13 protein-coding genes are annotated in these 21,286 nt (G+C 73.4%); 7 read left to right on the top strand and 6 right to left on the bottom strand.

From position 1 onward, the window contains the following. Positions 1-9: 9 nt before the first annotated feature. Both ACSLTV_RS18080 and ACSLTV_RS18075 read right to left on the bottom strand, forming a co-directional pair. Complete coding sequence (locus ACSLTV_RS18080) at positions 10-444, bottom strand: roadblock/LC7 domain-containing protein (protein WP_432137601.1); 435 nt, start codon at positions 442-444, stop codon at positions 10-12. After that, the gene (locus ACSLTV_RS18075; RefSeq protein ID WP_432157158.1) at positions 441-3,365 is read right to left on the bottom strand and encodes a nitrate- and nitrite sensing domain-containing protein; all 2,925 of its coding nucleotides are present in this window, start codon (positions 3,363-3,365) and stop codon (positions 441-443) included. The genes ACSLTV_RS18080 and ACSLTV_RS18075 overlap by 4 nt, the downstream gene beginning before the upstream one ends. A gap of 417 nt (positions 3,366-3,782) precedes the next feature. Here ACSLTV_RS18075 and ACSLTV_RS18070 point away from each other — a divergent pair, with 417 nt between their 5' ends. The 7 genes from ACSLTV_RS18070 to ACSLTV_RS18040 all read left to right on the top strand — a co-directional run bounded on the left by ACSLTV_RS18070 (position 3,783) and on the right by ACSLTV_RS18040 (position 13,029). After that, on the top strand, positions 3,783-4,397 hold the full coding sequence (locus ACSLTV_RS18070; RefSeq protein WP_432157159.1) for a hypothetical protein: 615 nt from the start codon (positions 3,783-3,785) through the stop codon (positions 4,395-4,397). Between the two features lie 275 nt (positions 4,398-4,672). Further along, positions 4,673-5,416, top strand: a complete 744-nt coding sequence (locus tag ACSLTV_RS18065; RefSeq protein WP_432137617.1) for an IclR family transcriptional regulator — start codon at positions 4,673-4,675, stop codon at positions 5,414-5,416. Positions 5,417-5,809: 393 nt separating this feature from the next. Next, entirely contained in the window at positions 5,810-7,351 is a 1,542-nt protein-coding gene (locus ACSLTV_RS18060) for a GMC family oxidoreductase (RefSeq protein ID WP_432137598.1), read from the top strand. Continuing rightward, complete coding sequence (locus ACSLTV_RS18055) at positions 7,351-8,448, top strand: quaternary amine ABC transporter ATP-binding protein (protein ID WP_432137597.1); 1,098 nt, start codon at positions 7,351-7,353, stop codon at positions 8,446-8,448. The genes ACSLTV_RS18060 and ACSLTV_RS18055 overlap by 1 nt, the downstream gene beginning before the upstream one ends. Before the next feature lie 2 nt (positions 8,449-8,450). Beyond that, positions 8,451-10,487, top strand: a complete 2,037-nt coding sequence (locus ACSLTV_RS18050; protein ID WP_432137596.1) for an ABC transporter permease subunit — start codon at positions 8,451-8,453, stop codon at positions 10,485-10,487. Between the two features lie 54 nt (positions 10,488-10,541). Beyond that, positions 10,542-11,513 carry an ABC transporter substrate-binding protein gene (locus tag ACSLTV_RS18045; protein WP_432137595.1) on the top strand — a complete coding sequence of 324 codons (972 nt, stop codon included), beginning with the start codon at positions 10,542-10,544 and terminating at the stop codon, positions 11,511-11,513. Positions 11,514-11,562: 49 nt separating this feature from the next. Then, positions 11,563-13,029 carry an aldehyde dehydrogenase family protein gene (locus tag ACSLTV_RS18040; protein ID WP_432137594.1) on the top strand — a complete coding sequence of 489 codons (1,467 nt, stop codon included), beginning with the start codon at positions 11,563-11,565 and terminating at the stop codon, positions 13,027-13,029. A gap of 23 nt (positions 13,030-13,052) precedes the next feature. Here the strand turns inward: ACSLTV_RS18040 and ACSLTV_RS18035 are convergent, their stop codons facing one another. The 4 genes from ACSLTV_RS18035 to ACSLTV_RS18020 all read right to left on the bottom strand — a co-directional run bounded on the left by ACSLTV_RS18035 (position 13,053) and on the right by ACSLTV_RS18020 (position 21,123). Beyond that, positions 13,053-17,786 (bottom strand): hypothetical protein, encoded by a 4,734-nt coding sequence (locus tag ACSLTV_RS18035; protein WP_435612464.1) that lies wholly within the window; start codon positions 17,784-17,786, stop codon positions 13,053-13,055. A gap of 84 nt (positions 17,787-17,870) precedes the next feature. After that, positions 17,871-18,749 (bottom strand): hypothetical protein, encoded by an 879-nt coding sequence (locus ACSLTV_RS18030; protein ID WP_432157161.1) that lies wholly within the window; start codon positions 18,747-18,749, stop codon positions 17,871-17,873. Positions 18,750-18,780: 31 nt separating this feature from the next. Beyond that, a complete protein-coding gene (locus tag ACSLTV_RS18025) occupies positions 18,781-20,307 on the bottom strand; it encodes a hypothetical protein (RefSeq protein ID WP_432137591.1) in 1,527 nt (508 codons plus the stop codon). A 117-nt stretch (positions 20,308-20,424) separates the two neighbouring features. Next, positions 20,425-21,123: a GntR family transcriptional regulator gene (locus ACSLTV_RS18020; RefSeq protein WP_432137590.1), complete on the bottom strand. Its 699-nt coding sequence runs from the start codon at positions 21,121-21,123 to the stop codon at positions 20,425-20,427. Positions 21,124-21,286: the final 163 nt, after the last annotated feature.

Below are 21,286 nucleotides of genomic sequence, written 5' to 3'. Positions count from 1 at the left end.
GCCATCCCACTACCCGCCGGCGGGCAGGTCGGTGCGCGCGGCGGTGCCCAGGTGTACGCCGACCCGCTTGACCAGCAGGGTCATCTCGTAGGCGACCTGGCCGACGTCGGAGTCGGCGTCGGAGAGGACGGCGAGGCAGGAGCCGTCACCGGCGGCGGTCACGAACAGGAAGGCATCGTCGAGTTCGACGACGGTCTGGCGGACGCTGCCCGCCTCGAAGTGGCGTCCCACGCCCTTGGCGAGGCTGTGGAAGCCGGAGGCGACGGCCGCCAGGTGTTCGCTGTCCTCTCTGGTGAGGTCCTTGGACACTCCCGTGGGCAGGCCGTCGCCGGAGAGGACGACGGCTTTGCGGATGCTCGCGACCCGGTCGACGAGCTCGTCGAGGAGCCAGTCCAGCTCGCGTCCCTCGGTCATGGCATGTCCGGTCGCCTTCGGTGCGGTCATCGACCGTCCCCCTTCGTTCCTCGTGGTGCTGTGCCGCTGGGGGCGTCGTCGCCCGCGGCGTTCTCTGCGCGGCCGCGCTGCCAGCCCCGTTGCAGGGAGGCCATCCGGCTGCGGACTTCGTCGGCGTCGCGGTCGGCGAGGTCGGGTCGGTCCCCGTCGCGCGGCGTGGTGCCCTGTTTCAGCTGCGGCGCGAGGCTCGCCTGGCGCACGCGCCGGGGCAGCGCTCCAGGTGCGGAGCCGGTTTCGGGCGCCGGGGTGCGGGGGCCGGCGCCGTCCGCTCCGCTCGGCCCGGCCCCGGCCCCGGCGTCGCGTCGGGTGTCGGGACCGGTCCCGGGGGTGAGCTCACCGCGCTGGTCGGACGCGGTGGTGTGCTGCCGGGCGCGCCGGGGGAGTTCCGGAGGTTCGCCCGGCTGGTCGGAGGCGGCTCCGGGCCCGGCGTGGAGTCGGGGGCGCTCGGTGGGGTGCCCGGGTGTAGCGCTCGCCCGGGGTATCTGGGGGGTGCTGCCCCGGTGGCGTGTCGGCAGGGGCGCCGGGGTGATGTCGTCCGGGCCGCCGGACGAGCCGTCCTCGTCGGGCCGGGAGCGTCTGGCGCGGTCCCCGACAGGGCGTCCGTGGGAGCTGACGAGCTTCGGGGTGTGCCGGCGGGGCAGGGACACGGGCGCCGCGTGCTCGCCGTCGGTGGGTGCCGCCGCGCCCCGATCGTCGGAGCGCCTGCGGTGACGGTCGCCCGCGGAGTCCGGGCGGGCGTCCGGGACGCGCAGGGCGCTGGGCCGCGGGCGGAACAGGGCGCCGTGCTCGCCGTCGTCCTCCAAGTCTTCGGGCAGACCGCCGAGGGCGTCGAGGCGGACGGGGGTGTCGAGGTCGACCGGGGCCTCCAGCTCGACCGGGCCGTCCAGCACGGAGGCGGGGAGCCCGGGTAGACGTACGGGCGCCGGGGAGAGAGCGGAACCACGGCCCTGCGCGGGATCCTGTTCCTTGGGTGCGCGGGGGCGGTCGAGGCGGAAGCCGATGCCGTTGGTGTCGGGGACGTCGTCCGAGAGCAGGGTGTCCGGGATGAACACCACGGCCGTCGTACCGCCGTAGGGCGAGGGCTGCAGGGAGACCCGGACGTTCTGGCGTTGGGCGAGCCGGCTGACCACGAACAGGCCGAGGCGGTCGGTGTCGGACAGCTCGAACTCCGGGGTCTCGGCGAGCCGGAGGTTGGCGTCGAGGAGTGCCTCGGGCGCCATGCCCAGGCCCCGGTCGTGGATCTCCAGCGTGAACCCGTTGGCCACCCGCTCGCCCAGGACCTGCACGGCGGTGTGCGGCGGGGAGAACACCGTGGCGTTCTCCAGGAGTTCGGCGACCAGGTGGGTGACGTCGGCGACGGCCGGGCCGGTGACAGCGACGCGGGGCAGTCGGCGGACCTCGATGCGCTCGTAGTCCTCGACCTCGGCGACGGCCGCCCGGACGATGTCCATGAGCTGGACGGGCTTGCGCCACTGGCGGGAGGGTGCGGCGCCGGAGAGGATCACCAGGCCCTCGGCGTGGCGGCGCATCCGGGTGGTGAGGTGGTCGAGGCGGAAGAGGTCGGCCAGTTCCTCGGTGTCCTGCGTGCGGCGCTCCATGGTGTCCAGGAGCGTGAGCTGCTTGTGGAGGAGGACCTGGCTGCGCCGGGCGAGGTTGACGAAGACCTCGGAGACGCCGGCGCGCAGTTCGGCCTGTTTCACGGCGGCCTCGACGGCGGCGCGTTGCAGGGTGTTGAGGGCCTGGCCGACCTCGCCGATCTCGTTCTTGTCGTACTCCAGGTGGGGCGCCTCGGTCTCGACGTCGACCTGTTCGCCCGCGGACAGGCGGCGCATCACGCCGGGCAGCCGTACGCGGGCCGCCTCGTGGGCCTCCAGGCGCAGTTGGCGCAGGTCCCGGATGAGGCCGCGGCCGATCCGCACGGAGACCAGGAGGGAGAACAGCAGGGCGATCAGGCCGAGGATGCCGACGACGGCGGCCTTCAGGATGACCTCGACGGCGTTGGGACGGACGCGGTCCTGGTAGCGGTCCTGGGCCTGTTCGTCGAGGGTGCCGAGTTCGTCGAGGGCCTTGCCGGCGGCGGTGTCCCAGCTTCGGGCCGTGACACCGCGGGGCATGCCGCCCGGCTCGGTGGCGAGGACTGCCTTCTCGGCTCCGCGCAGCGTGGCCGTGGTGGCGTTGGCCCAGAAGCGTTCGTAGCGTTCGCGCTCCGCGTCGGGCAGTTGGGTGAGGCTGATGTCGTACACCGCCTCCCGCTGGGCCTGGAGGGTGGAGACCGTGCGGATCTCGGTGAGAGTGAGCTTGCCGACGACGAGGGCGGAGCCGAGCAGGGCGTCCTCGCGGGAGAGCAGTTCGCGTGCGCGGGCGGCGCCGACCAGTGCCCGGTACTGCTTGTCCAGTTCCGCGCTGTCGACGGCGTCGAGCCGGGCGAGCAGTTCGTAGCCGGGGTCGACCAGCCGGTTGAAGAGGTCGAAGGCCTGGGCGCGGGTGACGGTTCCCTGTTCGACGCTGTCACGCAGCGAGTCGACTCCGTCGAGGGCGTCCAGCAGGGCGGTGAGGCCGTCGTTGTCGTCCTCGTCCAGGATGTCACCCAGGTCGGGGTCGGCGGCCTCGGCGCGCAGTTCGGCGACGGTGCTGTCGGTGGCGGCGCGGGTGCGGCGCAGGGCGGCGAGCGCGTCGGCGGCCCGGGGGTCGGCGAGGTAGACCAGGGTCTGGCGTCGCTCCTGCTGGATGACGCGGAGGGTGTCCTCGACGGGGTAACCGACCTTCTCCGTCAAGGAGGAGACGGTGAACAGCCTGCTCACCTCGCGTCCGGTGAGCACCGTGGCGAAGCCCCAGACGGCGGCCAGGGACACCAGCGGCACGAGCAGCAGCGCCACGATCTTCCGGCGGATCGACTTCCCGCGAAAGCGCATGGACTCCCCCAGCTCGAACCCCCGTCGCAAGGGGGGCACGCATGTGCGTCAACAAACGCCGCGAGCCTACTACCGCCGCACGGGGAACTCGAAGAGTCGTCCGGAAGGCGAACTTCCGCGGTCGCGTCGGGAGATGGGGAGGTGTCGGGGCATTGGGGGAGATTGTCTTCCGGCTGCCCGTGGCGGGGGCGCCCCGTCGCCGGGGCTTCGGTCGGCGGATTGGCCGGAATTCGTCGGCCGTCGGGAATCTTCCGGGCGTCTCGTTCGTCCTACTCATAGGGAATTGGGGGCGGAATCAGCCACATGAGCCCCGTGCCGTATCCGGGCGGCGTAAAACAGTGCAAGCCGGGCAGCCACCGAGAAGCCGGACATGTAGTCGGAGCGGGCGGTCTGCCGGCGGTGGGGAGTGACACGGTGATGGGCACGGCTGAGCGGCGTGAGGCGCTCGAGAGCGGCACGATGGTGGAAGAGGCGGCACCTCGGGACCCCGCGGCCCGCGATCGCTGCCTTCCGGCAGGTGACCGCGGGGCTGCGACTTCCCGCGAGGCGGCGATCGAGACGGGGGACGGCACGGTGCGAGTAGAGGAACAGGGCGACGAGCCCTCCTCCCGGACGTCCCGCGACGGCCGGGAACGGGGCCCCGGGCGGCCGCTGTGGGTCGAGGAGCCCGCGCGCCACCGGCGGATGCCGGACCCGGTCCGCAACGCCGCCGTCCGCTCGGTACTCCTCGTCGCCGTGACACTGGTGCAGGCGATGGTGGCCCTTCTGTGCACGCTGGCCGGATCCTGGCCGGCCTTCCCCATGGTGATCAGCAGCGTGGCGAGCACGGTGGCGGCGACCTGGGCCGTCCTCGACGTCTGGGTCACGCGTCAGGTGTGGAAGCAGCGCAACGGGGTGGTCTCGACCCCGAGCAGCACAGCTCGCGCCCTGCGGCGGGAGCGGCGCCGGGTCCGACGCCAGGAGCGGGCCGCGGCGCGCGCCCAGGGGCGGATACGCGGGCGGGGTGGCGCAGGGCAGCTGTCGCACCCGTAGCCCTCGGGGCGCACGAGGGAGCGCCAGGCGGTATCGGACAGTTCCTGCCGGGTCGACGGCACGCGGTGGCCGCCCGGGTGGGCGCCGCGACCCTCCGATCCCGCCCCTCGGGGTGACCCCCCGCACCCCGAACCCACTCCGCCGAGACCCCGCCCGCTTCGATAACCTGGCGTTTCGCAGAGCGCATCAGTGAGCGCTGTGCGCAACAGAACCAGGGCGGGGTGACCGTGGACGACTTCCAGCAGAGGCAGAACGGCCGGAGCGCGGCCGGTTCCGTGCAGTCCGTCGACCGGGCGGTCAGCGTGCTGGAGATCCTCGCGCGGCACGGCGAGGCCGGGGTCACCGAGATAGCCGACGAGCTGGACGTGCACAAGTCGACCGCGTTCCGGCTGCTGGGCGTCCTGGAGAACCGCGGCCTGGTCGCGCAGGCCAAGGACCGCGGGAAGTACTACCTGGGGGCCGGGGTGCTGCGCCTGGCGGGGGCGGCGGCGGTGCGGCTGGAGATCTCCCAGGAGGGCGTCCCGGTCTGCCGCGAACTCGCCGACGAACTGGGTGAGACGGTCAACATCGCGGTGGTGGACGACGACGCGGCGGTGAACATCATGCAGGCCCGCGGCACGGCGTCGGTCACCGCTCAGAACTGGCTCGGCCGACGCACCCCGCTGCATGCGACGTCCAGCGGCAAGGTGCTGCTCGCACACATGACACCCACCCTGCGCGAGGGCCTGCTGGCGCGCCCGCTGCCCCGGTTCACCGACCGCACCGTCACCGCCGCGTCCATGCTGCGCGCCGAGTTGGAGGCGGTGGTCGAGCAGGGGTACGGCGCCACCGTGGAGGAGCTGGAGCTGGGGCTGGCGGCGGTCGCCGCACCGGTCCGCGCGCACGACGGCAAGGTGATCGCCGCGCTCAGCGTCTCGGGCCCGGTCTACCGGCTCAGCGCGGACCGGCTGCCGGAGCTGGCCGAGCGGACGGTGGCGGCGGCCGCCGAGTTGTCGCAGCGGATGGGTTTCGGGTTCTGAGGGGTCCGCCAGAGGCCCGGCGGGTCGCTGAGCGGGTCCCCCGCCTCCCGCGGCTTGCCCGCTCCTTCCGCAGCCGCGCCGGACGGGGCGGTCACGCCCGTCCACGGGCCCCGCCGGTTGACGGAGCCCCCAGGATGCTGTTGCTTATTACGCAACCGATCGCGCAGGAAGCGTCGGAGACGGGCCGAAAGTCAGCACGCACATGCCCGACTAATCGGACACTTCAGGCTATATCCGCGATGTTTGGCGTGATGCGCGCCACATTCAGTACTGAAACCCGAATGACCGCACAAGACCGGGGCAGGTGCCCCGTCCCTTGTCCGGTCAACAACCTGACTGGACATGGGGAGCCGGAAAAGAACTCCGGCCCGCACGACAAGGAGCAGCAACCCCATGCCCGAGCAGGACACTTACGACTACGTCGTCATCGGCGGCGGTACCGCCGGATCGGTGATCGCGTCACGGCTCACCGAGGACGAGCAGGTCAGCGTCGCGGTCATCGAAGGCGGACCCTCCGACGTGGACCGCCCCGACGTGCTGACGCTGCGCCGCTGGCTGGGCCTGCTCGGCGGCGACCTCGATTACGACTACCCGACGACCGAGCAGCCGCGCGGCAACTCCCACATCCGGCACAGCCGCGCCCGCGTCCTCGGCGGCTGCTCGTCCCACAACACGCTGATCAGCTTCAAGCCGCTGCCGTCCGACTGGGCGGAGTGGGTCGAGGCCGGCGCCGACGGCTGGGACGCCGCCACGATGGAGCCGTACTACGACCGGCTGCTGAACAACATCGTCGCGGTGGACGAGAAGGACCGGAACGCCATCGCCCGCGACTTCGTCGAGGCGGCCCGTGAGGCGACCGGTGTGCCGCGCGTCGAGGGCTTCAACAAGCAGCCGTTCCACGAGGGCGTCGGCTTCTTCGACCTGGCCTACCACCCCGAGAACAACAAGCGGTCCTCGGCGTCGGTGGCGTACCTGCACCCGTTCCTGGACCGCCCCAACCTCCACCTGATGCTGGAGACCTGGGCGTTCCGCCTGGAGACGGACGGCGACCGGGTGAGCGGCGTGCGGGTGCGCACGGCGGACGGCAGCGAGCGCACCGTCATGGCCGCGCGCGAGGTGATCGTCTGCGCGGGTGCCGTGGACACCCCGCGGTTGCTGCTGCTCTCGGGCATCGGCCCCAAGGAGGACCTGGCCGAACTCGGCATACCCGTCGTACAGGATCTGCCCGGTGTGGGCGAGAACCTGCTCGACCACCCCGAGTCGGTCATCGTGTGGGAGACGCACGGCCCGATCCCGGAGAACTCCGCGATGGACTCCGACGCCGGCCTGTTCGTGCGCCGGGACCCCGCCTCCGAGGGCCCCGACCTGATGTTCCACTTCTACCAGATCCCGTTCACCGACAACCCCGAGCGGCTCGGCTACCAGAAGCCCGCGCACGGGGTGTCGATGACGCCGAACATCCCCAAGCCCCGCAGCCGGGGCCGGCTCTACCTGACCAGCGCCGACCCGTCCGCGAAGCCGGCGCTCGACTTCCGCTACTTCACTGACGAGGACGACTACGACGGCCGCACCCTCGTCGACGGCATCCGCATCGCCCGCGAGATCGCGAAGACGCAGCCGCTGGCCGGCTGGCTCAAGCGCGAGGTGTGCCCCGGTCCCGACGTGACGAGCGACGAGGAGCTGAGCGAGTACGCCCGCAAGGTGGCGCACACCGTGTACCACCCGGCGGGCACCTGCCGGATCGGCGCCGCCGACGATCCGCTGGCCGTCGTCGACCCCGAGCTGCGTGTGCGAGGCCTGCGCGGCGTCCGGGTCGCGGACGCCTCCGTGTTCCCCACCATCCCCGCCGTCAATCCGATGATCGGCGTCCTCATGGTCGGCGAGAAGTGCGCCGACCTGCTCACTCGGCCGACGCACCCGGGAGTCGATGCCTGATGTCCAGTCCACTGTCCAAGGAAACCGCCCCGCGGCAGGCGCCCGCGACCGCCGAGGCGCCGCCCGTCTTCTCCGTACGCAACCTCTGGAAGGTCTTCGGCCCCAAGGCCGAGCGTGTGCCCGGCAGCGAGCTGGCCGACCTGCCCCCCGACGAGCTGCGCCGCCGCACCGGCTGCACCGTCGCCGTGCGCGACGTCTCCTTCGACGTACGCAAGGGCGAGGTCTTCGTCGTCATGGGCCTGTCCGGCTCCGGCAAGTCGACCCTGGTGCGCTGTCTGACCCGGCTGATCGAGCCGACCTCCGGCGCACTGGAGATCGACGGCGAGGACGTGCTGGCGATGGACAGGAACCGGCTGCGTGAACTGCGCCGGCACCGGGCCGCCATGGTCTTCCAGCACTTCGGCCTGCTGCCGCACCGCACGGTTCTCGACAACGTGGCGTACGGCCTGGAGATCCAGGGCCTGGGCAAGCTGGAGCGGCGCGCGCTGGCCATGAAGGTCGTCGCCAAGGTCGGTCTGGAGGGGATGGAACACCGGCGTCCCGCCCAGCTCTCCGGCGGTCAGCAGCAGCGCGTCGGACTGGCCCGTGCGCTCGCCGTGGACCCCGAAGTCCTGCTGTTCGACGAGCCGTTCAGCGCGCTCGACCCGCTGATCCGGCGCGACATGCAGGAGGAGGTGATCCGGCTGCACCGCGAGGAGGGCCGCACGATGGTCTTCATCACGCACGACCTGCAGGAGGCGCTGCGGCTCGGTGACCGCATCGCCCTGATGCGCGACGGTGAGATCGTCCAGTGCGGCACGCCGGAGGAGATCGTCGCCTCCCCCGCCGACGACTATGTGCGCGACTTCGTGCGCGACGTGCCCCGCGAGCAGGTCATCACGGTGCGCACCGCGATGCGTCCGGGAGACTGCGGCGGCAACGAACACCCCGGCGCGCTCGCTCCCGACACGGTCGTAGCGTCGGCGATCGAGACCGTGGCCCGCAGCGGCAGCGCCGCGTGTGTGGTGGAGGACGACCGCTGTCTCGGTGTCGTCGACCACGCCAACCTGCTGTCCGTCGTCGCAGGACTGGATCCCGAGCCGGCGGGGGTGAGATGACGATGAGCACCCTCGTACCGGAGAAGCAGGCCTCCGCACGCGGCGAGGCCTCGTCCGACGGCGCCCGGAGCGTCGCCACCCGATCGCTGCTGCGGCGCCGGCTCGCGGTGCTGCCCCCGGTCGGGCGGCGGCTGCTGGGCCTGGCGGTCGTCGCCGTCGTCCTGGTGCCGTTCGCGGCCGTGCTGTGGGGCAGCGGCTCGTGGCCGGGCGCCTTCGGCATCGACGTGTCCGGACCGCTGGACGACCTCAGCCAGTGGATCGTCGACAACCGGGACACCAGCCCGGTCTTCCTGTACTTCCTGCTGCACATCAGCAACACCACCGTCGAGGCCGTCGACGGCGTGTACTCCGCGCTGGACGCCCTCGGCTGGCCCGGTGTCACCGCGGCGGCCGTACTGCTGGCGTGGTGCGCCGCGGGCGCCGGCCGGGCCGGGGTGAAGGTGGCCGCCATCGCGCTCGGCGCCTTCGCCGGCTGCGGGCTGCTCGGCATGTGGGATCCGGCGATGATGACGCTGGCCCTGATGATCGTCGCGGTCGCCGTCTCCGCGGTGGTCGGCTTCCTGCTGGGCCTGGCGGCGGGCCTGTTCCCCCGGGTGGACCGGGCGCTGCGGCCCGTGCTGGACACCATGCAGGTGCTGCCGGCGTTCGCCTACCTGCTGCCGTTCGTGCTGGTCTTCGGCACCGGATCGCCCGCCGCGCTGCTGGCCACCGTCATCTACGCGGCCCCGCCGATGGCCCGGCTCACCTCGCTCGGACTGCGCGGCGCGGACCCGTACGTACTGGAGGCGTCGCTCTCCCTGGGCGCCGACTCCCGGCAGCAGTTGCTGAAGGCCCGGCTGCCGCTGGCGCGCAAGGAGCTGCTGCTCGGCCTGAACCAGACCATCATGATGGCGCTGTCCATGGTCGTCATCGCCTCGGTGATCGGCGCCGGCGGTCTCGGCGACGAGGTGTACTCGGCGCTGGCGACGGTCGACGTGGGCGCGGCGCTCGCCGCGGGCATCCCGATCGTGCTGATCGCCGTGTGGCTGGACCGCACGACGGAGGCCGCGGGCGAGCGGATCGGCGCGCCGGTCACGGCCGGACCGCGGCTGCTGCGCGGCGGGCCGGCCTGGGCGCTGGCCGCCGTGGGCACGGTCGTCGCGTTCGCCGCGGGCAAGGCCACGGGTGCGGCGCGCTGGCCCGAGGGCTGGACGCTGGACATCACCGGCTCCGTCAACTCATTCCAGGAGTGGACGGTCCACAACCTGCACTCCGGTGTGCCCGTGCTGGGCGGCACCAAGGTGTGGGCGTCGAACCTCACCTCCTGGATCCTCAACCCCTTGCGCGGCGCGTTGCAGGGTGCTCCCTGGTGGTCGCTGCTGCTGCTCGTCGCCGCCTTCGCCCTGCTGGTCGGCACCTGGCGGGCCGCGCTGGGCGCGACGGCCGCACTCGCCGTCACCGGGGTGCTGGGCGTGTGGCCCGAGACCCTGGACACGCTGTCGCAGGTACTGGCCGCCCTTGCGCTGACGCTGCTGCTGGGTGTCACCATCGGTGTGCTGGCGGCCCGGGCCGGCTGGCTGGAGCGGGCGCTGCGGCCCGTCCTCGACGTCCTGCAGACCATGCCGCAGTTCGTCTACCTCATCCCGGTCGTCGCCCTGTTCGGGGTGGGCCGCGCGGCCGCCATCACCGCGGCCGTCGCCTACGCCCTGCCCGCCGTGGTCCGCATCACCACGCAGGGCGTGAAGCAGACCGACCAGGCCGCGCTGGAGGCGGCCCGCTCGCTCGGCGCGACCGGCGCGCAGCAGCTGCGCCAGGTGCAGCTGCCGCTGGCCCGGCCCGCGCTGCTGCTGGCCGTCAACCAGGGCGTGGTGCTGGTCCTCGCCGTCGTCATCGTCGGCGGACTCGTCGGCGGCGGCGCGCTCGGCTACGACGTGGTGTACGGCCTGTCCCGCGGCGACCTGGGTGTCGGCCTGGTCGCGGGTGCCGCGATCGTCTGCCTCGGCCTGGTCCTGGACCGCGTCACGCAGCCGGCCGCGTCCCGGGACACCACCGACCGCTGAACCCCCGTCCCCCGTTCGTCCCCTTGTTTTACTCGGAAAGTTAGGAAATACCCCATGCGTCCCACCTCCATCAGAAACCGCCGTGTCCTGCGCACCTCGCTCGCCGTCGTCGCCGGTCTGACGCTGACCGCCGTGGCCGGCTGCGGGGCCGCCGACACCGGCAAGTCCACCAGCGCCGGCAGCACCGACACCCTCACCCTCACCGTCCCGTCCTGGGTGGGCGCCGAGGCCAACACGGCCGTCGCCAAGTACGTCCTGGAGTCGGAGCTCGGCTACACCGTCAAGACCAAGCAGATGGGCGAGGTCATCGCCTGGGACGCGCTGGGCAAGGGCACCATCGACGCCATCCTGGAGGACTGGGGCCACCCCGAGCAGGAGAAGCAGTACGTCGAGAAGCAGAAGTCCGTGGTCTCCGCGGGCGACCTCGGCGTCACCGGGCACATCGGCTGGTTCGTCCCCAAGTACTGGGCGGACGCCCACCCGGACGTGACGGACTACAAGAACCTCAACAAGTACGCCTCCCAGCTCAAGACGTCGGAGAGCGGCGGCAAGGGCCAACTCCTGGAGGGCTCGCCGGACTACGTCACCAACGACGACGCCATCATCAAGAACCTGGGCCTGGACCTGAAGACGGTCTACGCCGGTTCCGAGGCCGCGCAGATCACCCAGATCAAGCAGGACTACCAGGCCAAGAAGCCGTTCCTCACCTACTGGTGGACCCCGCAGTGGCTGAACGCCGAGGTGGACCTGGTCGAGGTCAAGCTGCCCGCGTACAAGGAGGGTTGCGACGCCGACCCGAAGAAGGTCGCCTGCGCCTACCCGCAGACCCCGCTGCAGAAGTACCTCAACGCGGACTTCGCCAAGGACGGCGGGAAGGCCGCCGAGTTCCTCAAGAAGTTCAAGTGGACGGCCGACCAGCAGAACGAGGTCGCCAAGATGATCGCGCAGGACAAGATGTCCGCGGACGCGGCGGCCAAGAAGTGGGTCGAGGCCAACCCCGACGTCGTCAAGTCCTGGCTGGCCTGAGCCGCCGGCCCCAGCAGCACCACTCACGCACCACAGGAAGGAACGGCACATGCCGGACCTGTTCATCGGCGGCTCCTGGACCGCCCCGCGCGACGGGCGGACCCGGGAGATCCGCTGTCCGGCCGACGGCAGCCTGGTCGCCGTCGTCGACGAGGCCGGCGGCAAGGACACCGTCGAGGCGATCGCCGCCGCCCGGCACGCCTTCGACCACGGCCCCTGGCCGCACGCCTCCGCCGCCGAGCGCGGCGACCTGCTGCTGCGGGTCGCCGACCTGATGGCCCGGGACCGGGCGGCGCTGGCCCGAGCCGAGTCCCTGGACACCGGCAAGCGCCTGGTGGAGAGCGAGTACGACGTCCACGACGTCATCGCCTGCTTCCGCTACTTCGGGCGGCTGGTGGCCACCGAGGCCGGCCGGGTGATCGACACCGGGGTGGCGAACGCGGACAGCCGGGTGGTGCACGAGCCGGTCGGGGTCTGCGGGCTGATCACGCCGTGGAACTACCCGCTGCTGCAGACGGCCTGGAAGGTGGCGCCCGCGCTGGGCGCGGGCAACACGTTCGTACTGAAGCCGAGCGAGCTGACCCCGCACACCGCGCTGCATCTGATGCGGCTGCTGGAGGAGGCCGGGCTGCCTGCGGGCGTGGCCAACCTCGTGCTGGGCGCGGGCCCGGAGGTGGGCGCACCGCTCGGCGACCATCCGGACGTCGACCTGGTGTCCTTCACCGGCGGGCTGCAGACCGGCCGTCACCTGATGGCCGCCGCGGCCGGGACGGTGAAGAAGGTCGCGCTGGAACTCGGCGGCAAGAACCCCAACGTGGTGTTCGCCGACGCCGACTTCGACACCGCCGTCGACATGGCGCTGACCGCGGTGTTCCTGCACTCCGGTCAGGTCTGCTCGGCCGGTGCGCGGCTGCTGGTCGAGGATTCGCTGCACGACCGGTTCGTCGACGAGGTGGTGCGCCGCGCCGAACAGATCCGTCTCGGCGGGCCGTTCGACGAGCGGGCGCAGACCGGGCCGCTGATCTCCGCCGCGCACCGCGACAAGGTCGAGGCGTACGTCGCCCGGGGTGTCGCGGAGGGCGCGGTGCTGCGGTGCGGCGGCGCCCGCCCGAGCGGTGACGCCTACGAGCAGGGCTTCTACTACCTGCCGACCGTCCTGGACGAGTGCTCCAGCGGCATGTCGGTCGTCCAGGAGGAGTCCTTCGGACCGGTGCTGACGGTGGAGCGGTTCACCGGCGAGGACGAGGCCGTACGGCTCGCCAACGACACCATCTACGGTCTGGCGGGCGCGGTGTTCACCGGTGACGAGGCGAAGGCGCACCGCGTCGCGGCCCGGCTGCGGCTCGGCACGGTGTGGATCAACGACTACCACCCGTACGTCCCGCAGGCGGAGTGGGGCGGCGTCAAGCAGTCCGGCACCGGGCGGGAGCTGGGACCGGCCGGTCTCGCGGAGTACCGCGAGACCAAGCACATCTGGCGCAACACCAGCCCCGCCCCGCAGGGCTGGTTCGACTGACGCGTCGCTGAGGCGCGGCGGGCTCACGCCTCCCGCGGCGCGGGTCTCTTGTACATCCGCGTCGCCGTGATCTCGCTGTGCACGGCTTCTCCGGCCGGGGCCTGCTGCGGCAGCCCCGGCCGGAGGTGTTCCTCCACGCTGATGTACTTCAGGCCCGCCCTGAGGTCGGCGTCGTTGCGCAACCGGATGACCAGCGGGAACTCCGCCAGGGCGGTGGTGTCGAACAGGCCGGTGGTGTACAGCAGCTGGACGCCCAGCGCGTCGGACACGGCCCGCTGCAGTTCCAGCAGGTACGTGGCGTTGGCCCTGCCGATCGGGTTGTCGAGGAACAGCGTGCCGGCGTGGCGGTGCTTGTCGCGGCCCCGGTCGTTGGAGCGCAGCGCGGCCATCGTGCAGTACAGGGCGATGGCCGCGGTGAGCAGCTGGCCGCCGGAGAACACATCGCCCATCTGGCCCACGGGCACCCGCTCGGCGCGCAGCACCGCGTCCGGCTTGAGGATCTCCACGGCGACGCCCTTGGGCTGCAGCGCGGCCGCGACCCCGCGCAGCAGCAGGGACATGCCGTCGCGGCGCAGGTCGGAGTTCTTCTTCACGGCCGCGCGGGTCGCCTCGTCGATGACCTCGCCGAGCCGTTCGGTGAGGGTGGCCTGGTCGGGCTCCTCGAAGCGGATGCGCAGGAACTCCTGCCCGGACCACTCCCCCAGTCCCTCGGGCAGCCGGGACAGCCGCTGTGCGGAACGCAGGGTGGCCAGCGCCGACTCCACCAGTCCGCGCAGCCGGTCGACGATCGAGTCGCGGTTGCGCTCCAGCTGCGCCAGCTCGTCGGTGAGGACCCGCAGGCGCGGTGCGAAGGCGTCGGCCCACTTCTGGGCGTGCTCGGGCAGCGCGGAGGCGGGCAGCTCGCGGATCTGCTGGCGCGCGGGTGTGCGGACCTGCTCGTAGCGCGTGGAGTTGGCGTGCCGGACGAGAACGTCACTCGCCTCCCGTACGGCGGCTTCGGCGGCGGACAGGTCGGCGGCGCAGCCGCGCAGCGAGCGGCGGGTCTCGGCGGCGGCCCTGCGGGCCTCCTCCAGAGTGCCCGGGTAGGGCTCCGGCTCCTCCTGGCCGTCCTCGGGCGTGTGCTCGCGCAGCAGGTCGCGGAGCATCGCCGCGACCTCGTCGAAGCCGCCGGCCGCGTCCTCGGCGGCCCGGTGGGCGTCCAGCAGCTCGGCATGCGCCTCCCGGGCCTGGGCCAACGCTTCGGTGCGGGAGGACAGTTCGGCGGTGGCGGTGCGCAGCAGCGCCTGGGCGTGCTCGGCGTCGCGCGGCTGCAGCTCCTCGGGCAGCTCGGTGTGCGCCTCGCCGTCCTCGGGCGCGTGCCGTTCGGCTTCGCCGCGCAGCCGTCCGAGCTGCTCGCTCGCGGTGGACATCCGGGTCTCCAGGAGCTGCACCAGCTCCTCCGCGCGCGCGGCGGCGGCCTGCCGGGACGGTCCGTCCGATCCGTCGGGCGACTGGAGCAGCTGCTCGGCGCGCGTGCGGACCTTGTTGCTGAGCCGGTCCAGTTCGGCACGGGCCGCGCTCTCGTCGCTCTCCGCGCGGGCCTGCTCGGCGCGCAGGTCGGCGCCGACGCCGACCTTCTCGTACACCTGGGAGGCAGCGCGGTAGGCCTCGCGCAGCGCGGGCAGGGACGCCTCCGGCGCGTCATCGCTCACCGGTACGTCGTCGGGGGCGCCGGCGATCTCGGTGCGCTCGGCGCGCAGCGCACGCGCGGTGCGGCGGGCGTCGTCGGCGGCACGCTGGGCGGCGCGGCGGTCCTCGTCGGCGGAGCGGGCCCGCTCCAGGTACGCCTGGGCGCGGGCCTCCGACTCTGCTGCCTCGTCGGCGAGTTCCCGGAGCCGGGCCTGCCAGCCGGCGCGTTCGCGCAACCGGAAGGCGAGTCCCGCGAGGGCGTCGGCGGCACGCCGGGCCTTCTGCGCGGCCTCCTGGCGCTCGTCGCGGACCTGGGCGGCCTCGGCGGCGGCCTCCTCGGCCTCCGCGCGCACGGTCCGTGCCTCGGCCAGTTCGGCCTCGGCCTCCTCGGCGAAGGCCCCGGCCTCCTCGGCGGCCTGGGCCAGCTCGGCCAGCCGGCCGGTGGGGCAGCCGGTGCGCCAGGAGGCGAGCCGGGCGGCCAGCTCGCGGTCCTTGCCGAGGCGCGCGGCGAGCCGGCGGATCTCCTCGTCGCGTGCCGTGGCCCTGGCGCGCAGCGCCTGCCGCTCCTCGTCGGCGGCGTGCTCGTCGTGCATGGCGGGGTTCGGCGGGACGAGGAACACCTCGGCGTCGCCGTCGTCGGACAGCGGCGCCGGGGTGGGGGCGAGCAGGGCGGCGGCCGTGCCGACCGCGACGGCCGAGCGCGGCAGGAGGGCGGCGTCACCGAGCGCGGCACGCGCGCGTGCGTGCGAGTCCGGGTCGGTGATGATCACGCCGTCGACCAGTTCCGGCCGGGCGGCGAGCACCCGGGCGTGGTCGGCGGGGTCGACGGCCTGGGCGAGGTAGCGCCAGCCGGGCAGGGCGGGGATGCCGTGCTCGCCGAGGAACTCGACGGTGGCCAGGACGTCGGGGCCCGGCGGCAGCAGGCCGCCGTCGCCGAGGGCGCCGAGGATGCGGGCGTCGTCGGCGGCGGCGGTGCGCAGCTCGAACAGCTGGCGTTCGGCGCCGGAGACGGCCTCGTCGAGGAGTTCGCGCAGTTCAGCGGCGCAGCGGTCCAGGTCCTCGGGGGTGAGGGCGCCGACGGGGGCGGTGGGGACCGGGCCCCCGGTCCGCCCACGGGCGCCGCTCGGGCCGGCATCGCCGCTCCGGCTGTCGGTGGCCGCTCCGACGGGTGCCTGTCCGTCGGTGGCCTGTGCTTCGGACGCCGGCCGGGGTGCGGGCACACTCGACCGCTCCGCGTCCGAGGTGCCCGGGAGGCTGAGGAGTTCCGCCAGGCGCTCCTCGGCCGCGAGCGCCTCGGCGGTGCGGCGTTCGCCCTCGTGGGCCCGGCGGGCGGCGGTGGCCGCGTCGGCGGCGCGGGCGGCGGTCAGTTCGGCGCGGGACTCGGCGGAGGCCGCCTCGCGGGCGTGCTCGCCGGCCCGGCGGGACGCCTCGCGTGCGGTGTCCCAGGCGGCGACCGCGGTCTTCTCGGCGTCGCTGGCGGCGAGGGCGGCCCGGGCGGGGTCGGCGTCGGGGGCGCTGTCGTCGAGCCAGCCCGCGCGGACCGCCTCCGCGGTCTCCTGCTCGACCTCGGCGAGCCGCTGGCGCAGATGCCCGATCTCGCTGCGGGCCCGCTGCGCCTCGGTGGCGGCGGCGGTGGCGTCCCGGTGGGCGGTCTCGCCGGCCTCCTGCAGGGCGGCGGAGCGCTCCTCCTCCTCGTTGGCGAGGTGTTCGGCGCTCTCGGCGGCCGACTGCAGGACGCGCACCAGGTCGGTGGCGGCCTTGGCGCGGGCCGCGAGGGCCGGGGCCGCGTCCCGTTCGGCCTCCTGGATCGCGGCGGCCACGCGTGCGACCCGGTCGGCGGCGGCGCGGTGGCGCAGCACGGCCTCGGCGGCCTGCCAGGCGGCGTGCAGGGTGCGCGCGTCGGCGAGTTCGCGCTTCTGCGCGGCGGCCGCCTTCTCGGCGGCGGCGAGCGCCAGCGAGGCGTGCCGGAAGGCGAGTTCGGCGGCGATCAGGGCGCTGCGCTCGCGGCCGCCCTCGGAGTGGGTGACGGCGTACGCGGCGGCGGTGACGCGCTGGGCGAGGTCGCCGGCACGGGCCCGTTCCCGCACGGCGCGTGCGGAGAGGCGGCGGGCCAGGGTGCGGGTGCGGCGCTCGGCCCCGGCGTGGACGTCACGCGCGCGTGCGCGGGCGTCGGCGGCCTCGACGATCCGCCCCAGCAGGTCCACCGATCCGGCGGTGAAGTCCCGTTCGGCGATGAGTTCGGCGCGCCGCCCGAGCTTGTTGCCGAAGCCGCTGACGAGGTCGGCGAGGCCGTCGGTGTCACGGGTGTCGGTGACCGCGCGGAGCAGCAGGTCGGTGAAGTCGGAGTCCTTCTTGACCGCGAAGAGGCCGGCCGCCTCGCCCTCGTCGGCGTTCATCTCCCGCTGGTAGCGGAAGAGTTCGGGGTCGAGGCCGAGTTCGCCGAGGTGCTCGGTCCAGCGCTCGTGGGTCTCCTCCCAGTGCACCTCCAGGTGCGGGTACGCCTTGCCGGCGTCGGTGAGGGCGTCCCGGAAGCCCTTCATGGTGCGGCGGCGGCCCTGGGCCCCGGAGGCTCCCTCGACGGGCGGCCGGACGGCAGTGGACTCGGCGACGGGCAGGTTGTCCAGGGTGAGACCGGGGCCGGGGCGGAAGGAGTACCAGGCCTCGGCGAACTTCCGCGGGTCGTTGGACACCTGACGGCCGCGCCACTCGCTGACCTTGCCGACGACGACGCACTCGCCGGTCTGCACGTGCTGCCACTCCAGGGCGACGTGCCCGCAGTCGTCGGCGAGCAGGAACTTGCGCAGCACACCGGAGCTGGCGCCGCCGAGGGTGTTGCGGTGGCCGGGCAGCATGACGGAGAAGATCAGCTTCAGCAGGACCGACTTGCCGCCGCCGTTCTCCAGGAAGAGCACGCCGGCGGGGGCGGGCCGGCGCGGCGGGCCGACCGGCTCGTCCTCGAAGAACTCCGCCTGGGTGGGGGCGGGGTCGCGCACGACGGCGCCGACGCCGCGCAGGTCAAGCACGGTGTCGGCGTAGCGTGCACCGGCGGGTCCGATGGAGTAGAGGCGGACCCGGGACAGCTCGTACATGGCGGACTCTCGTAAGTCTTCGGAAGGGTGCGGTGGTTCGGGAGCGGCGGCGGACGGAGCGGACCCGGTGGCCGGACCCGGCGGTCAGGAGTGGAACGGCAGCCCGGCGTCGGCCGCCAGCTCCAGGTCGTCGGTGTCCTCGGCGGGCAGCAGGGTCGGTGTGCCGTCCGTGACCGGGACGACGCCCAGCTCCAGCAGCTCGGCCATGGCGGCGCCGCCCGCCATGTCGCGGACCTGGAGCTGGTAGCGGGCGGTGGTGCGGTAGGTGCCGCCGTTGTCGTCGCCGGTGCGCTGGAGGAAGCCGGAGTCGGTGAGGAAGGCGACGGCCTTGCCGACGATGCCGGTGGTGGAGCCGGCGAGGCGGCGGGCGTCCTTGGTGGCGCCGGTGGCGCTGCGTCTGGCCCAGACGCGCCAGGCGGTCTCCAGGCCGGGCGCGCCGGTCGCCGGGTCGGTGTTCTCGCCCTGTTCCTCGGCGCGCTCCTCCAGGCGGCGGCAGGCCTGGCGGACGAAGGCGTCCACGCCGTTGACGCTGACCCGGCCGATGTAGCCGTCGTCGGCGAGGTCCTCGGGGCGGGGGAACGCCAGGGCGGCCACGGCGAGATGGGCGAGCCCGTGCAGGAACCGGTCGCCGCCGTCGGCGGAGGTACGACGCGCGTAGTCACCCATGCGGACGGCGAAGACCGAGTCCTCGGCGGCGGTGACGGCCATGCCCGCGCGCGGGGAGACCTCCAGCACGACGAGTCCGAGCCCGGCGGCCACCGCGTCGGCGAGCCGGGCGAACGGCGGGTCCTCACGGTAGCGGCGCAGCAGGTCGGAGTACTCCTGGTCGCGCGCGGGCTGCAGTCTGGGCTGCAGCCCGAAGGCGACGAGCCTGGCCGCGTCCGCGGCGTCGGCCGGGGTGACGGCGCTGCTCACCGGCGTGGCGGCGGCCTCCGGCTCACTCCATTCGACGTGCTCGGTCACGGTGTCGGCTCCTTGCCTCGGTGTCGCTCGGTCATGCTGCCTCGGTCCGGTCCGCCGCCATCCCCGCGGCGTCCAGCAGGGCGGTGCCGACGATCAGGTCGGCGCCGCCGAACTCGGGGTCGTCCAGCTCCGTCCCGTCGTCCACGGCGAACAGCAGCTTCTCCTCGCCCTGCCGGTAGGCCGTGCCGACCGGGGGGCTGGCGGCGTGGACGGCGAGCAGCGCGACCAGGTAGGGCAGGTCCGCATCGCGGTCGCGGGCCTCGGCGAGGAGCCCGGAGAGCCGGCGCGGTGCGTCGGCGGGCAGGTCGAGCAGTTCCATGGCGGCGGCCAGTTGCCCGTCGCTGAACCGGCTGTCGGCGGGGGTGGCGATGAGGTCCGGCTCGGGCATCTCGGCGCCCAGGTGCTCGCGCTCCTGCGGCGGGGTCAGCAGTAGGTCGACGAGGTCGCCGACCCGCACGGACACCGGCGTGCGCAGCCCGGTCCCGCGCGCGAAGAAGGCGTCGGTGACCCGGACGGCCCGTTCGAGAGTCAGCGGCAGCACGGGGGCGACGAGGTGCCCGTAGAGGTCCAGCCCCGCGGAGGTCATCGGGGTGGCGAACGCCTGCCGGTCCTGCTCGGCGCGGAAGAGCGGGCCGGCCTCCAGCAGGCGGGACTGCAGCTGGGTGTGGCGGCGGATGCAGTCCTTGACGATGTCGACGAGCTCGGCGGCGCGCCGCTTGTGCTCGGGGTCCTCGGACTCGTCGCGGGCCTTGCGGATGTTGGTGAGGATCGCGTTCTCGTGGCGGTAGCGGTCGGCGACGTGGTCGAGCGCCTCGGCGATCATGTCGGGGACGGTGTTGAGCCAGTCGACCGCGCGGACGTTGCGCCGGGTGGCCTCCAGGGCGCGGCGCAGGGTCTCGGAGTACTGCACGGTCCGGTAGCGCGCCTGCTCGGCGGCGAGCTGCGCGTCGGCGAGGCGCCCGCGCCGGATGAGCACCTCCAGCTTGACCTCGGCGGCGATCTGGGCGCTGGTGACATCGGTGTCGAGGGCGCCGACCAGCACGTTGACGGCCTCGTCGGTGGTGCGGAGGTAGACGGCGCCGCCGTAGCCGGGGACCTCCTCGATCAGCTTGAAGTCGTAGTCGCGGCGCACATAGCTGCCGTCCGGCGCGAAGGTGCCGTACACGGCGCGGAAGCCGCGGTCGACGCTGCCGACGTTGATCAGGTTCTCCAGGACCCAGCGCGCCACGCGCTCGTGCTCGGCGGCGGAGCGCCGCGGGGCCTGGGCGGCGATGCGGGGGATCAGCCGGGCGACGATCTGGTCGTGGTCGGCGCCGGTGTCGAAGTCCATGTTGAGGGTGACGAGGTCGATCGCCGCCAGGGCGATCTCCGCCATGCCGTACACCGAGTACTCACCGGCGAGATTGGCCTTGCGCGCGTCGAGGTCGTGGATCGGCGCGGTGCACGCGAGCGCGCGCAGCCGCCGCGCCAGGCCCTCGTCGGCGGCCGGGCCCACAGCGGGGCGCGGCCCCGCGCTGAGCTGGGGCGGAACACGGTCCGTCGGTGCAGGCGAAGTCACGGTGCACAGACTAGGTCCTCGGTCTGACATCAACCCAAAACGGTGCGGTGGGAAGGCGTCGGCGGTGCCCGCGCGGTCCGTGCGCACCGCCCGGTGGGTGGCCGTGCGGCCCGTTCTCTACGGGGCACCGTCGGCGACCCTGCGCCGGTACACCTCGACCACGCGGTCCAGCGAGTCGGCCAGGTACCCGGCCAGCAGCTTCTCCGCTTCGGCGCGGTCACCGGCCTGGAGGGCCCCGAGGATCTGCTGGTTGCGGGTGAGGTAGGGCTCGTGCAGCCGACGGGGGTCGTCCACGATGTGGAACGCGAGCCGCAGCTCGGCGAAGACGCTGCGCATGAGCTCGTCGGTGCGTTCGCTGCCGGCGAGGGCGACGAGTTCGCGGTGGAAGTGGATGTTGGCGGTACCCAGCGATTTCCAGTCACCTTCGGCGACCGCGCGCCGCCCTTCGGCGACGGCCGCGGCGAGCGCGGCGAGCTCGTAGGGCGGGTTCCCGAGCCCCCGTACGACGGCGCACTCGACCAGTGCGCGGGTGCGGTAGAGGTCCTCGACGTCGTCGATGGTCAGCACCCGCACGAACACCCCGCGGTTCAGCTCGTGGACGAGCAGCCGCTCGTGGGTGAGCAGCCGGAACGCCTCGCGCAGGGTGTTGCGGGAGACGCCGAGCGCTCCCCCGATGCTGTCCTCCGAGAGCCGGGTGCCGGGCGGGAAGAAGCCCTCGGCGACGCGGCTCCTGAGGATGTCCGCGACCCGTTCGGCCGTGCTGGTGCGGCCCAGGAGGGCGCGGTCGTCGGCCAGTCCCGCCAGCTGCTCTGCCATGCCCGGAATTCAAGCGCAGACAACGGGGCGAGACAACGGGGGTATTGAAGGATCGTTCAACGATCCTCTACCTTTCTCGGCACGGCACCGCCCCGGAACCCCAGCGCGGTGCCGCGGCTTTCGCACGGCACGGCTCAGTCATCGCACCCTCCGTCACCCCTCA

The organism is Streptomyces sp. bgisy159, from assembly GCF_965341775.1.
Lineage (GTDB): Bacteria > Actinomycetota > Actinomycetes > Streptomycetales > Streptomycetaceae > Streptomyces.
The sequence above is the reverse complement of the archived record's forward strand: the minus strand, read 5'-3'. Positions and strand labels throughout refer to the sequence as shown.

What these genes read in the sequence shown, in the direction of transcription:
- ACSLTV_RS18080 (WP_432137601.1), bottom strand. Translation starts at nt 444, where the DNA reads ATGACCGCACCGAAGGCGACCGGACATGCCATGACCGAGGGACGCGAG.
- ACSLTV_RS18075 (WP_432157158.1), bottom strand. Translation starts at nt 3,365, where the DNA reads ATGCGCTTTCGCGGGAAGTCGATCCGCCGGAAGATCGTGGCGCTGCTG.
- ACSLTV_RS18070 (WP_432157159.1), top strand. Translation starts at nt 3,783, where the DNA reads ATGGGCACGGCTGAGCGGCGTGAGGCGCTCGAGAGCGGCACGATGGTG.
- ACSLTV_RS18060 (WP_432137598.1), top strand. Translation starts at nt 5,810, where the DNA reads ATGCCCGAGCAGGACACTTACGACTACGTCGTCATCGGCGGCGGTACC.
- ACSLTV_RS18055 (WP_432137597.1), top strand. Translation starts at nt 7,351, where the DNA reads ATGTCCAGTCCACTGTCCAAGGAAACCGCCCCGCGGCAGGCGCCCGCG.
- ACSLTV_RS18050 (WP_432137596.1), top strand. Translation starts at nt 8,451, where the DNA reads ATGAGCACCCTCGTACCGGAGAAGCAGGCCTCCGCACGCGGCGAGGCC.
- ACSLTV_RS18045 (WP_432137595.1), top strand. Translation starts at nt 10,542, where the DNA reads ATGCGTCCCACCTCCATCAGAAACCGCCGTGTCCTGCGCACCTCGCTC.
- ACSLTV_RS18040 (WP_432137594.1), top strand. Translation starts at nt 11,563, where the DNA reads ATGCCGGACCTGTTCATCGGCGGCTCCTGGACCGCCCCGCGCGACGGG.
- ACSLTV_RS18035 (WP_435612464.1), bottom strand. Translation starts at nt 17,786, where the DNA reads ATGTACGAGCTGTCCCGGGTCCGCCTCTACTCCATCGGACCCGCCGGT.
- ACSLTV_RS18020 (WP_432137590.1), bottom strand. Translation starts at nt 21,123, where the DNA reads ATGGCAGAGCAGCTGGCGGGACTGGCCGACGACCGCGCCCTCCTGGGC.